An 11561-nucleotide genomic window follows, 5' to 3' on the forward strand; every position below is an offset into this window, starting at 1 on the left:
CGTAGCTCGAGCGGTCAACGACTGGATTGCCGGCGGAGACGGGCGCGGCGCGGGTCGCAGAGTCAAGGACAACTAGAACCCTGCGTGCCGGTGAACCATGGGTTACCGGTCGGGCAGGTGATCCTCCGGATTGATGTCCGCTCGTTGTAGAGGTCCGTCGTAGACGCTGCCGGTGCTCCACATGGCGATGACGGCCCATCCGAGGTCGGCATGTGCGATCGTGCCCTCCGGGATGGTGCGCGAGAAGAGGGCGTAGTCGATCCCGTCGACAGGGAGTACCGAGACGGTCCATCCGTCTCGGTCTTGGGCGAGAGCGAGCGAACGAGCTTCGACTTCCTCGATCACGGCGACCCCATCGCGCTTTCGGGAGTCTGTGGGGAGCGTGCCGAGGAGGAGACAGCCGGTGGCGAGGGAGGCGATCGTCACGGGGTCGGTCACCATCCCGTGTACGTGACCGCGGGGTCCGACGCGAGTCCCGGGGCGCACCATGGTGCGGACCGAGCAGCGCGCGACGTGCAGTCCGCGATCGATCGCGATCGTCGTGTCTTCATCGGTGCCGGCGCCATGAGTCGTGGTCCACAGCTCGCGGCCTGACAGGGGGATGAGCGTCTGCATGTGCTCATCCAAGCCAGTGTCCGTGGTCGTGCCAAGGAGTCGTCGCTCATTCACGCTGCCTTACTCCGGTGCTGTCCGTTAGGGGGTGGCTCACCGGACGCGATTCACCGCCGTCGCCTCCGGCGACGTCGCCCGCTCTCGGAAGACGTTGCGGCCGAAGGACTCGTCGACCGACTTCCGCTTGTGCACAGGAGTGGGAGCACTCGTGCAGGCGAGATCGAGCACCGTCGTCACTCGAGGGGCGCTAGTCGGCGAATTGTCCCGTAAGACCCGCCCGGTGAATTGTCCGATGAGGGGGTGCTGACTGGGACACTAGGAGTATGGCTGAGCTGGTGGGTTACGCGCGCGTTTCAACCGACAAGCAGGACGCCCAGTCGCAGCGCGACGCGCTGGCGGCCGGGGGTGTTCCGCTCGAGCGGATCTATGTCGACGCTGGCCTCACGGGCTCCAACCGCGACCGGCCGGCGCTGCGCGAAGCTCTTGCCGCGTGCGACGTGGGTTCGACGTTGTACGTGACAAAGCTCGACCGACTAGCACGGTCGATCAGTGACGCGCGCGACATTGTGGACGAACTCACGCGCCGGGGTGTGCGTCTGAACATCGGCGGGTCGCTGCACGATCCGCACGACCCGATCGGCCGACTGCTGTTCAACGTGCTTGCGATGATCGCGGAGTTCGAGGGCGACCTCATCAGGGCGCGCACTCGCGAGGGAATGAAGGTCGCGAAGGCGAAGGGGCGACTGCGCGGCAAGAAGCCGAAGCTGAGCCCGAAGATCGAGGCGCACTTGGTCGCGGAGTGTCGGTCGGGCAACTACTCGATCGCGGAGTTGGCTGAGCAGTTTTCCGTGGGTCGGTCTACGGTGTATCGCGCCTTGCAGCGCGCCGACCTCGCGGACGCTCGATCAGCTCCGGTCACTCTTCCGTTGCCCGTCGAGCTCGACTCGTGAGGGGCGCGCCGCAGGTTCGGCCGACCTGCATCCTCTGCGGCTCCGAGGGACTGACCCGTTCGCACATCTACGGCCGCACGTTGCGCGCGGAGTTCGGTCAGGAGAGGGCTGCTCACCACACGCTGACGAATGTCGATGGCCGCGCGGAGGCGACCGTCGACAGGTGGGAGTCGGGCATCGGAATGATCTTCTCTCAGGGCAAGTGGCTCTGCTACGAGTGCAACAACGTCTGGATGGCCGGTCTTGAAGACGCGGCGCTGCCCACGGTCGTGAACATCATCCGCGGTGAGTCGGTCTACTTCGATCGGGCGACCACGGAGGCCGTCGCGAGCTGGGCGATCATCGCGTCGATCCTCCGCGCGCAACTGGTCCCGGATGGGGAGCCCTACGCTCCCGCCGCAGCCAGACGTTTCCGACAAGACGGCCTCGAGGCGGCGGAGGCTGCTGTATGGCTGGTGAGCGCTGCCGAGGACCCGACGGTTCGCGCTCCGGGGACCGCCGCCTCGTCGTACTGGCGTGCCCCAGACCTCTCGGGCGGCATCGCTCAGCACTGGCTGAAGTCGCTGTGTGTCGTCGTGGCGAGCGGCGATCATCGAGACCGCGTGGCGGAGCGAATCTGGACCCTTCGTGACGCGGCGTTGCCGCTGTATCCGCCGGCGGAGACACGTCGATGGCCCTCCGGTCGCTCCGCGCCCGATCGCGTCCTCATGCGGGCGACTGGTCTAGACGAAAGGACCGTGGCTGCACGGGCGGCGTTCCGTCCCACGGAGCGTCCTCCAGCGGGAAGAACGCGAACGATCATCCCGCTCTAACTGGACATCTCCGTGCGCTTGAGCGCCGGGCTAGCTGCGCTCTCGGGCTGAGCATGCACTGGGGCCATCCATCCGATAAGCGGCGCGATGCCGGAGTCGGGTGGCCGTCAGGAGTGCCCCGAAGGGGCATCCCGGAGGGACGCACAGCGCTCTTGACGGTCGGCCGGCGTAGGCAAGAGTGAAGCGTCGGATGGACGGCCGGACCGCAGCCGGCGCGCAGGTCGCGGGCGGGAGAAGCCCCCGCGAGCATGACTGCTCGAGCGGGGGGTTCCTACGCGACGAGGGCGGTCTTCGTGCGCGAGCGTTCTACTCGTTCGGCCACGACGCCAGGGCGTCGCGGGGGACGATCGTCGGCACTCCGTCGACGGTTTGGATCGTCGTGCCGGGCTCTCCGAGTCCGGCGGCGTGCGCGATCGCTGCGAGGACCAGTCGCGTGTGTTCGAGGTCGAGGCCGGCGATGTCCTCTCGGAGGTCGACAGGGACGCCCTGTCCGAGCGACGAGGCGATCCGCGCGACGCGCTGTTCGCCTCCGCTGAGCGCTCCGATTTCGTAGCCGAGGCGGTCGAAGTCGACGGCGCTCGTCTTCCAGGCGTTGTCGGTCTTGACCCATGGAGCGCCGGCGTACACGAGGCCCGATCGGATCAGCAGTTCGACGGCGGCCGCGAGTGGGTTGGCCCCCTCCGCCCAGGCGCGGACCTGGCCGTGGAGCGCGGCAGCTTCGTCGTCGGTCATGCAGCGTTCTCGATTGACGCGGAGCTGTCACTCTGGGTCGATTCGGCGGTGGTTCCCTCCGCCGACGTCGTGCGTCGCGAGCGAGTGACGCGAGCGCGAGTCTGCTCGGGTCGCGGCACTCCTGCTGCGCGGAGTTCCTTCTCCGACCATCCGGCGGCGAGGGCGTCAGCCCATGCCTTGCTGTGCCGGTTCTGCGCGTCGCTAAGGGTGGCGCGTGCGGTGTCGGTGTCGTTGGCGGCGGAGACGATCGTGCGGACCGCCTCGACGCGCTTCTCGACGCTTTGTTCGAGCAGTCGGCGGGCGGCGTCGGCGGCGTCGTCAGGGTTCCTCGTGTGGTCGCTCATGCGGAAAGGCTAGCCGCCACCACCGTCATCCGGAAGGCGCGGATTTGACGTCTCGGCTTCGGCTTCTCCGGCCGAGACGGTCGGGTTCCCTTCGGACCCAGTGCTGCACCTGCGCTGCGCTCTGGGTGAGTAGCTTTTCGGAGCAAGCTATAAACTTACGTGCCGTAACCCGCTTCTCGTCCTTCCGCTGCGCGGCGATCCTCGGCATACTTGCCGTATGGTCCCCGCCAGTTGGCGGGTTCGCTGCGCTGGGCCCCGAAGGGATGGTGACGCTCGTGTCCGAGTCGAGTGAGCACCGTCTGTTCGGTCGCAAGCGACGTGCGAACGCGGGTGGCGAGTCTCGCCGCGAGAAGCGGTACGTCGTCATGGTCACGCCCGAGGAGGATGCGCAGCTTCGGGCTCGGGCAATCGTGCGTGAGGTGACGGTGCCGCGGTTGCTGTTCGAGTCCGCGACGGCCGAGGATGCGGTCATCACTGATGCGGAGTTCAAGTCGGTTGCCGCGGATCTGATGAACATTCGCAGCACGATGGGGTACGTCTCGAACAACCTCAACCAGCTCGCCCGGTTCGCGAACACGGAGAGCCGATTCCCCGACGAGGCGGAAGCGGCGATCGCTGAGTACCGCGCGGTTGTGTCGGAGTATCGGGCGGCGATGAAGAGGCTGGCCGGCGCGTGATCCCGAACGTGACCCGGGGTGGGCGCATGTCCGGACTGATGACCTACTTGCAGGGTGAGGGTCGGGCGAACGAGCACGAGGAGCCGCACTTGGTCGCTGGTAACGGCGCGGTCATGGCGGAGTACGGCTACGGCGAGTTGGACCGCGCAGCAGCCCTCGCGATCGCTGCCGATCTGGACGAGCCGCGCCGCGTCTTCGGAACGTCGGTCACCCGCGTCAAGGAGGTCACGGATCCGGAGACGGGTGTGACGTCGAAGGAGCGTGTCGACGCTGACGTGTGGCACTGCTCGCTCTCGATCAGCGCGGAGGAGGGCCAGCTTTCGGATGAGAAGTGGGCCGAGATCTCCGAGCGGTTCGTGGAGCGGATGGGGTTCGCCGGCGCCGACATTGGCAAGGCCGATTGCCGGTGGGTCGCGGTGCGTCATGGCCTGTCGAAGAACGGCAACGACCACGTGCACATCGCCGTGTCGTTGGTGCGCGAGGACGGCACGAAGGCGTCTGTCCATCACGACTTCTCGAAGGCGCAGACGATCACCCGGGAGCTCGAGCGGGAGTTCGAGTTGCAGCCGCTGCATGAGTCCGAGCGCGCAGGTGCGCAGCGCGGCGAGAAGCCGGCCGAGCGCGAGTCTGCATCGCGCCGCGGCGCGACCGAGGTCGACGCGAAGCGGTTGGAGCGGAGCCTTCGAGCTGCGGCTACCGCGTCGCAGTACGAGGGCGAGTTCGTGCGTCGGATGCGCCGCGAGGGCATCCTGATCCGTCCGCGGTTCGCGGTCGGACGTGACGACGTCGTGGTCGGCTACTCCGTGGCGCTGCGTCCGGAGAAGGGACAGCCCGTCGTCTGGCACGGAGGTGGCAGGATCGCCCGCGACCTGACGCTCCCGGAGCTGCGGAAGGGATGGCCGGACCGTCCTGAGTCCGCGACCGAAGCGGTGCAGGAATGGCGCGCGACGTCGAAGAATCCGTGGCAGTACCGGCCGGTGAGCCCGGGGCGCGAGGAGAGCGAGATGTCTCCGAAGTTCTTCGCCATGTACGCCGAGGACATGCGCCGGCTGCACGACTACATCGCCTCAGTCGACCCGTCCGATAAGGCCACCTGGGCGCACGTCGCCCGCGAGACGTCGGGTGCGTACGCGGCGTGGTCGCGGCGCCTGGAACCGACGCCGGGACCGTTGGCCGAGGCGTCGCGGACGCTGGCCCGGTCCGCGCAGCTGCGAGCGGGCGAGTCGCGGCCGCGACCTGTCGCGATGCCGTCGATGGCGACGACCGCCGCGCTGATCCTGGTGCAGGCCAAGCGAGGCCAGAACGCGGCCGCGGAGGCTCTTCTGTTGAAGCGGCTCGCGCAGACCACCGCATCGATCTTCCGCGCCGCGAAGGCGGTCGGGGACCTGCACCGGTCGCAGGAGCTCGCGCGGATGATGACGCAGCGCCTGACCGTCGTCCGCGACGGCTACACCGCTCAGATCACCGCCAACCAGGTCGCCGCGCTCGCCCCGGAGCAGCAGGCCGCGAAGCAGCGCGCCGACCTCGCCGCGGGTCGCGGCGGGCCGGTACCCACGCGCTTGACTCCCGCGACGGAGCCGGCGGTACAGGTGCCGACCACGAAGACTCCCGGCACGCGTGAGCGCGACGGTTTCGAGAGATAGCGAGAGGGGACAGAGCTATGAGCGATGGGGACAGCGTTGAGGATGAGGTCGGACAGTCGGCGAGGGTCGCGCTGACCGTCGCGCTCCAGCTGGGCGACAAGTTCGCCCGCCTGCGGGAGGACTTGGCGCGTGAAGCGCTGCGCAAGAGCGAGGCCGACGCGCGCGCTCTCGCCGCTCGGTTCTCCGCCGAGCGCGACGTCGCGCGTGCGCAGATCGCCGTTGTGGACCGGCCCGACTGGTGGCAGCGCACCGAGTTGCAGCAGGTCGCTGACGTCCTCTCCACGGCGCAGCAGTGGAAGGACCTCGACCCTGTGGCCGAACGTGCCACACAGACCATCGCGCGTGAAGTCCAGGACCGCTACGGCGTCGACGTCGCCGATATCGCGGACAAGCTGCGCGGCGACCAGCCGGCCGACTTTTCCGCTGAGAAGGCCCTCGCCGTCGTCGCAGCCGCTGAGGCCACCGATCGGGTACCCGAGTCCGGCTCTGCGGACCCGCTGAACGAGGTGAAGGCCCTGGCCGGCCATGACGCGGCGGTGGACGCTGCGATCGCTGAGAAGTTCCCGCAGCTCCTCACCGAGGACCAGCGCGCGGCCGTCGACGGAGGACGGGCGGAGAGCGTCGAGACAACCGTCGAAGCCGCAGCCGTCGCCGGGATGATGGACGCCGACCAGCGCCGCGCCGACGCCACGCGGGACGGGCCGACCACGCCGACCGACCAGGGCGGAGCGGAGAACGGTCAAGAGAACATCGATCAGGCGGCCGCGCTCGAGCTGCACGCGCGCGAGTACGAGGTGCAGGCCGAGGAGGGCGGAACCGCCGAGCAGACGCCCGACCAGCTGCGTGCGCTCGCGGACGACGCGCGCGCTCAGGCGCAGCTCTACCGGGACGGCGCCGGTGCGCAGACCGCCGCCGACAACACCGCAGCCTCCGAGCTCGCCGCCGCCGGTGGAGACCTCAACCAGTCCATCGCGGCCGACGTCGAGGCCGGGCGTCTCGATCAGTTCGCGGCCGACGCGGAAGCCGCTCGGCTCGGCAGGTTCGATAACAACTACCAACTGGCTCTCGACAGCGGCGACGTTGACGAGAACGTCGACTTCCTGCTGAGCGAGGCAGACCGGTTCGATCGCGAGGCGGATGCCGGCGGAACAGCGACGCTGACCCCGGAACAGCTGCGCTCCGACGCTGCGGAGAACCGCGACGAGGCCGCCTACTTCCGCAACGAGCCCTTGCCCTCCCAGAGTGATCGTTCCGCTGACACCGTTCCGGTCGGCGCCGAGGGGCGGGCAGATGCGCTGCGCTCCGAGAGCCAGCTGTCGTACGACAGCGCCGCTCGTCGCACGGCCTCCGCGAACGAGATGAAGGCCCACGGGATCCCGCAGGACGTCATCGACGTGCGCATGCGCGCCGACGTCGCCCAGGGCCGGCCAGCGAGCGAAGCTGTCGCACAGTCCGGACGTGTGAACGTGCCGAAGACCAGCCGTGGTCGTTCAGCTGCGCGATCACCGGAGCGCAGCGAGCAGGCGCGCTAGTTACTGTCGGCGATCCAGTCGACGGCGTCTCGATGACTGAACCGTCGGCCGCAGTGGCGGTGTGAGAGCGTGGCTGGCATGACGGCGATGATTCCGAGTGAGTACCGCGCGACTCTGGACGAGTTGAAGCGGCACGTGCACGCTGCTCGCTTCCAGGCACAGCGGAAGGTGAACACGGAGCTGTTGCGACTGTGGTGGCAGATCGGGTCGACGATTCTCGAGCGTCAGCAGCGGGAGCCGTGGGGGAGCAGCGTCCTCGAGCGACTCGCCGAGGATTTGCGGGCGGAGTTCCCCTCAATGAAGGGGTTCTCCCGTGCGAACCTGTTCTACATGCGTCGCTTCGCGGCGGCATGGCCGGACGAGGACGCCATTGTCCAACGACCCGTTGGACAATTGCCGTGGGGTCACATCACCGAGCTGCTCGACAAGCTCGACGACCAGGAGTTGCGCGAGTGGTACGCAGCGAAGGACGTCGCTCATGGTTGGAGCCGGCCGGTCCTCGGGCACCAGATCAAGACTCGGCTGCACGAGCGAGAAGCTGCAGCGCCGAGCAACTATGCCGGCACTCTCGCGCCGGTCGACTCTGCACTCGCTCAGCAGATCACTCGTGATCCGTACGCGCTGGACTTCCTCGCGATCGACAGCGACGCCACGGAGCGTGAGCTGGAGGAGCGCATGGTCGTCCGTATCGCGGACACCCTCCGCGAGCTCGGGCCAGGGTTCGCGTTCGTCGGCCGACAGGTGCACTTCGAGGTCGACGGCGACGACTTCTTCGTCGACCTCCTGTTCTTCCATGTCGACCAGCTCCGCTACATCGTCGTCGAGCTGAAGACCACGAAGTTCGATCCGCGAGATGCAGGACAGCTCGGCTTCTATGTCGCTCTGGTTGACGACAAGTTGCGCGTCCTCGGCAAGCATGAACCGACAGTCGGGATCCTCGTCGTCACTGACAAGAACGACGCCGTCGTCCGCTACGCCCTGGCCTCCACCACCCAGCCGGTCGCGGTCAGCCGCTACGAGCTCTCCGAGGAAGCCCAAGCAGCGCTGCCCGATGAGGCCTCCATCGTCGACGCCTTCACCAGGGATGTAGCAAGTCCCGACATTGAGTAGCACGCTGAGGAGCGCAGAAGTCGATCCGGGCTTTGGGATCGGGAGCGCTTCAGGCTCTGTTCCCCGCCGAGGGTACTCAATCACGCCAGCAGGTGTGACCAGGGTCGAACTAACCCCGAGGTGCAGCTGCTGATGACCCGACCGGCCCTTTCCCACTATGCGCAATATCCGATAATCGACGTTATGTCAGTTTGTTCGCACACACCCCGCTCGACGGGCTCCGAGGTGTGGTTGCACACGAGCTTCGGAACCCGTCGGAGTCCCGCCGGCTAGGCGCCGGGTGCGAGGCCGAGCTGCGTGAGGATGCCGAGCTCGTCGCTGCTTCCCCAGCGCTCGGCGAGTTTGCCGTCGACGAAGGTGCTGATCTGCATGCCGCGGATCTTCACGGACTTGCCCGTCGGCGCGTGGCCCTGGAACACACCGGTCTGCGTGCCGGTCAGCGTGTAGGCGAACGCGACACTGTCGTCGTCCGCGACGAGCTTCTCGACCTCGAGTGCCATGTCGGGGAACGCGGTTCGCAGGTCGCCGAAGAACGCGGCGTATCCCTCTGGACCGGGTGCCTGGCCGGGCGCCGGGTCGTGATCGACCGAGTCGGGCGCGACGAGTGCGTCGAACGCGGCGAAGTCGCCGGCGTTGACCGCCTCACCGAAGGCCTGCTGGGAGGCGATGTTCTGCTCGCGAGTCATGTGCTGTCACCTGTTCTGCACCGGTCCGGTGCCTCGAGGAGTGGTGCGGGTCGTCAGCGACGGTACGCAAGCCCGTCGAAGGCGGTATAGGGCTTGCGCGCTCCCCCGGGCGCTTCCCACTGCCGCTTCTCATAGGCGCGATTATGTCAGTTTTCGAGCTGGAAAGGCCTCGTTGTCCCGTCGTGGCGGTGCGTCAGCATCGTGGGTCCCGCGGTCGTGGTCGGCTGGGACCTCCTGCGGGCTCATACCGCGCACAACAACGACCTGAGCCTGCACGCCCACGAAGTATCGATCGGGGAAGTACAGCCTGCCCGCTGGATCGGTCATTTTGAAGGAGGCGATGCTGGCGCCTTCGACGTATTGCGCGACGCATGGGACGACGATGACTACTTCTTCGCCTGGGTCGGTGTCCGTTATCGGAACCTGCAGTGGTGTCGTGATCAGTCCAGCTCCGGACGCGATGCCTACCCGGGTCAATCGCCTATCGCGCCATGGCACGCTGCCAACGTTCTGAAGTGTCCACGTCTTGGTGAAGCGCTGGCCGGGAGCCATCAATGTGCCGTCCGCAACGGTCTCCTCGAGGAAGATGCTCTCATCGAGGGCGTTGGCAGCTGGAGACGGCGTGGTGGTTGTTGTCACGCGCAGCAGACGCAGTCGTCTCTTCTCCATGAGCACAGACTCGTACCGGGCGATCAGGAGGCCCTGTGTGTCGAGGATGTCTTCAAGCAGGAGAACCACCAATTCTGAGGGAATGTCACGGCCTTCCTCGGCCGCGCTCACTGTCCGCCGATCTCGCGCGATCCGCCGCGCGAGCTCCGCTGCAGACAGGCCACGTTTCTCCCGCCAAAATCTCAGCTCATCGCCGAACTGCTGCCGTTGAGTGTCATGGCGACCCGGAGGACGGCGTTCTCGTGGCATTTTTTGCCAATCTGCGTTGGGGGGTGTTCGCCCACAACGTACCGGCCCGGGCACCCTCGTCTCACTACCAATTTGGTGGGCATGAGCGAGGGAGAAGGCACCATGAGTGGAACGATTCTGGCGCGGCGGCCAGCTGGACAGAGCGGTTCGCCGGCTACTCGCCGACGCGGGATCATGGGGGCGGTCGCGGCGCTGTTCGCGGTCCTTCTGACCCTGACGTTGGCGACGCCCGCGCAGGCGCTGTCGGGGTCCGGGTACAACAACACGCTGCCGTACCAGCAGGGGTGCGGTCGCGGGGCGTACGCCATCTCGTCCAAGGCGATCCTCGGCGGCACGGTGAGCATGGTCTACTCGCCGACCTGCCAGACGAACTGGCTCGAGTGGTACGGCCCGAACCGCTTCACGAGTAAGAAGATGTACCAGCCGGTTCAGACGGCCGCCGAGAACGACACTGCCGGCTGGTCGTACTCTCGCCAGGTCTACGCCCCGGGCGCGACTGTCGCTCGAGGAGAGATCTACGTGTGGGTCGACAACACCGGACGCAACGGCTCGCAGGCCTGGTCCGTGCGGTGCGGATCGACGTGCGAGTGGGTCCAGTTCAACTGATCAGAGCATGCTGCAAGCAGCCCCCGTCGACGAGCTCGGCGGGGGCCGCTTACGTTTTGAGTCGGATGCCGAGCTGAACGCATCGGCCTTACACAGAGGTCGTGTCTAGCGAGGGGCGGGTTCAACAGCAGCTGCCTCCTGGTGGTGCTGGCTACTCGCCGGGGGTTCGTGCGAGGTAGCGCCCATTCGTCCGAGCCGTCTAGGCGCTGCTTGCAGCACTGACCAGAGACGCGAACGAGCGGCTTGAACTATGGCTGATTATCGGGATCGAACATCCCGTCGGGTGGTGACTCGTAGGGCAACGGCTCCCCCGGGAGATTCTCGTCTGTCGCGCCCGTGAACGGTCCTTCTGTAGACAGCAGGGCGGCCATGTGTGGCTCGGCGTGATTGATCCACCAGGCGCTGATTCCGAGCCCTGCGTCGAGGCGGGATGCTTCCCAGCTGCGCCAAAGAGCTTCGATGCGTTGCACGGCTTCATCGATGGTCCACCAGTCGGCGCGCCAGCGTCCGGTGCCCTGGCCCTTGGCGGAGACGCGGCGGCGGTACGTGTACCGCCAGTACTTCCTCAGCCACTCGTCCGCGGAGCCGTAGACGAGGGTCGGGGCGGAGTCCTCGTCGAACGAGCGCTGCACGGCCGCTTCGGCGCGGGTCTGCATCAGCTCGACCCGCTCGGGCGTCAGTGCTCGTTCCAAAGCTTCCTTCGTCATCCCGGCGATGATCCCGGTGATGACGTCCGCGACCTCTCTCGCGGCGATCGCGTCGACGTCGAACGCGCCGAGCAGCGACGCAGCCGCGGTGTCGCTGTCCCCGTCGACGGCGGCTGAGAGGCCCGCAGCTTCCTGCACGTCTCCGCCCGCGAGCGGATCGTCGTCAGTCACGCTGCGCCTCCGTCCGCGTCGCGTCCTCGTTCTCCATCAGAGCCCGCATCGAGGCGGCGAG

14 protein-coding genes are annotated in these 11561 nt (G+C 67.3%); 7 read left to right on the forward strand and 7 right to left on the reverse strand.

What is annotated here, in order from left to right; genetic code table 11:
• Positions 1–102: 102 nt before the first annotated feature.
• Together C5C33_RS17335 and C5C33_RS19085 are read right to left on the reverse strand one after the other, a co-directional pair.
• Positions 103–615 carry a hypothetical protein gene (locus C5C33_RS17335; RefSeq protein ID WP_104261729.1) on the reverse strand — a complete coding sequence of 171 codons (513 nt, stop codon included), beginning with the start codon at positions 613–615 and terminating at the stop codon, positions 103–105.
• 90 nt (positions 616–705) lie between these two features.
• Complete coding sequence (locus C5C33_RS19085; protein WP_258069278.1) at positions 706–840, reverse strand: hypothetical protein; 135 nt, start codon at positions 838–840, stop codon at positions 706–708.
• Between the two features lie 95 nt (positions 841–935).
• Here C5C33_RS19085 and C5C33_RS17340 point away from each other — a divergent pair, with 95 nt between their 5' ends.
• Together C5C33_RS17340 and C5C33_RS17345 are read left to right on the forward strand one after the other, a co-directional pair.
• A complete protein-coding gene (locus C5C33_RS17340) occupies positions 936–1562 on the forward strand; it encodes a recombinase family protein (protein ID WP_104248178.1) in 627 nt (208 codons plus the stop codon).
• Positions 1563–1642: 80 nt separating this feature from the next.
• Positions 1643–2374, forward strand: coding sequence for a hypothetical protein (locus C5C33_RS17345; RefSeq protein ID WP_146081537.1), 732 nt, complete (start codon positions 1643–1645; stop codon positions 2372–2374).
• A gap of 306 nt (positions 2375–2680) precedes the next feature.
• On the opposite strand, the gene C5C33_RS17350 is transcribed toward C5C33_RS17345, so the two are convergent.
• A complete protein-coding gene (locus C5C33_RS17350; RefSeq protein ID WP_104261730.1) occupies positions 2681–3106 on the reverse strand; it encodes a hypothetical protein in 426 nt (141 codons plus the stop codon).
• A complete protein-coding gene (locus C5C33_RS17355) occupies positions 3103–3450 on the reverse strand; it encodes a hypothetical protein (protein ID WP_104248181.1) in 348 nt (115 codons plus the stop codon). The genes C5C33_RS17350 and C5C33_RS17355 overlap by 4 nt, the downstream gene beginning before the upstream one ends.
• Before the next feature lie 263 nt (positions 3451–3713).
• Between C5C33_RS17355 and mobC the strand changes: the two genes are divergently transcribed.
• The 4 genes from mobC to C5C33_RS17375 all read left to right on the forward strand — a co-directional run bounded on the left by mobC (position 3714) and on the right by C5C33_RS17375 (position 8412).
• A complete protein-coding gene (mobC, locus tag C5C33_RS17360) occupies positions 3714–4127 on the forward strand; it encodes a plasmid mobilization relaxosome protein MobC (RefSeq protein ID WP_104248182.1) in 414 nt (137 codons plus the stop codon).
• Positions 4124–5770, forward strand: coding sequence for a relaxase/mobilization nuclease domain-containing protein (locus C5C33_RS17365; protein ID WP_104248183.1), 1647 nt, complete (start codon positions 4124–4126; stop codon positions 5768–5770). Before mobC ends, C5C33_RS17365 begins: the two co-directional genes overlap by 4 nt.
• A gap of 17 nt (positions 5771–5787) precedes the next feature.
• Positions 5788–7302, forward strand: coding sequence for a hypothetical protein (locus C5C33_RS17370; RefSeq protein ID WP_104248184.1), 1515 nt, complete (start codon positions 5788–5790; stop codon positions 7300–7302).
• Between the two features lie 78 nt (positions 7303–7380).
• On the forward strand, positions 7381–8412 hold the full coding sequence (locus C5C33_RS17375) for a YhcG family protein (RefSeq protein ID WP_104248190.1): 1032 nt from the start codon (positions 7381–7383) through the stop codon (positions 8410–8412).
• A 269-nt stretch (positions 8413–8681) separates the two neighbouring features.
• On the opposite strand, the gene C5C33_RS17380 is transcribed toward C5C33_RS17375, so the two are convergent.
• Complete coding sequence (locus tag C5C33_RS17380; RefSeq protein WP_056045707.1) at positions 8682–9098, reverse strand: ester cyclase; 417 nt, start codon at positions 9096–9098, stop codon at positions 8682–8684.
• 141 nt (positions 9099–9239) lie between these two features.
• Complete coding sequence (locus tag C5C33_RS17385; RefSeq protein WP_104248185.1) at positions 9240–10016, reverse strand: NBR1-Ig-like domain-containing protein; 777 nt, start codon at positions 10014–10016, stop codon at positions 9240–9242.
• 174 nt (positions 10017–10190) lie between these two features.
• On the opposite strand from C5C33_RS17385, the gene C5C33_RS17390 reads away from it, so the two are divergent.
• Complete coding sequence (locus tag C5C33_RS17390; protein ID WP_104248186.1) at positions 10191–10622, forward strand: DUF2690 domain-containing protein; 432 nt, start codon at positions 10191–10193, stop codon at positions 10620–10622.
• 248 nt (positions 10623–10870) lie between these two features.
• Here the strand turns inward: C5C33_RS17390 and C5C33_RS17395 are convergent, their stop codons facing one another.
• Positions 10871–11500 carry a DUF4913 domain-containing protein gene (locus C5C33_RS17395; protein ID WP_104248187.1) on the reverse strand — a complete coding sequence of 210 codons (630 nt, stop codon included), beginning with the start codon at positions 11498–11500 and terminating at the stop codon, positions 10871–10873.
• Positions 11501–11561: the final 61 nt, after the last annotated feature.

Source organism: Rathayibacter sp. AY1H3, assembly GCF_002932015.1.

What these genes read in the sequence shown, in the direction of transcription:
- C5C33_RS17355 (WP_104248181.1), bottom strand. Translation starts at nt 3,450, where the DNA reads ATGAGCGACCACACGAGGAACCCTGACGACGCCGCCGACGCCGCCCGC.
- C5C33_RS17380 (WP_056045707.1), bottom strand. Translation starts at nt 9,098, where the DNA reads ATGACTCGCGAGCAGAACATCGCCTCCCAGCAGGCCTTCGGTGAGGCG.
- C5C33_RS17385 (WP_104248185.1), bottom strand. Translation starts at nt 10,016, where the DNA reads ATGCCACGAGAACGCCGTCCTCCGGGTCGCCATGACACTCAACGGCAG.
- mobC (WP_104248182.1), top strand. Translation starts at nt 3,714, where the DNA reads ATGGTGACGCTCGTGTCCGAGTCGAGTGAGCACCGTCTGTTCGGTCGC.
- C5C33_RS17370 (WP_104248184.1), top strand. Translation starts at nt 5,788, where the DNA reads ATGAGCGATGGGGACAGCGTTGAGGATGAGGTCGGACAGTCGGCGAGG.
- C5C33_RS17335 (WP_104261729.1), bottom strand. Translation starts at nt 615, where the DNA reads ATGCAGACGCTCATCCCCCTGTCAGGCCGCGAGCTGTGGACCACGACT.
- C5C33_RS17390 (WP_104248186.1), top strand. Translation starts at nt 10,191, where the DNA reads ATGGGGGCGGTCGCGGCGCTGTTCGCGGTCCTTCTGACCCTGACGTTG.
- C5C33_RS17375 (WP_104248190.1), top strand. Translation starts at nt 7,381, where the DNA reads ATGACGGCGATGATTCCGAGTGAGTACCGCGCGACTCTGGACGAGTTG.
- C5C33_RS17350 (WP_104261730.1), bottom strand. Translation starts at nt 3,106, where the DNA reads ATGACCGACGACGAAGCTGCCGCGCTCCACGGCCAGGTCCGCGCCTGG.
- C5C33_RS17340 (WP_104248178.1), top strand. Translation starts at nt 936, where the DNA reads ATGGCTGAGCTGGTGGGTTACGCGCGCGTTTCAACCGACAAGCAGGAC.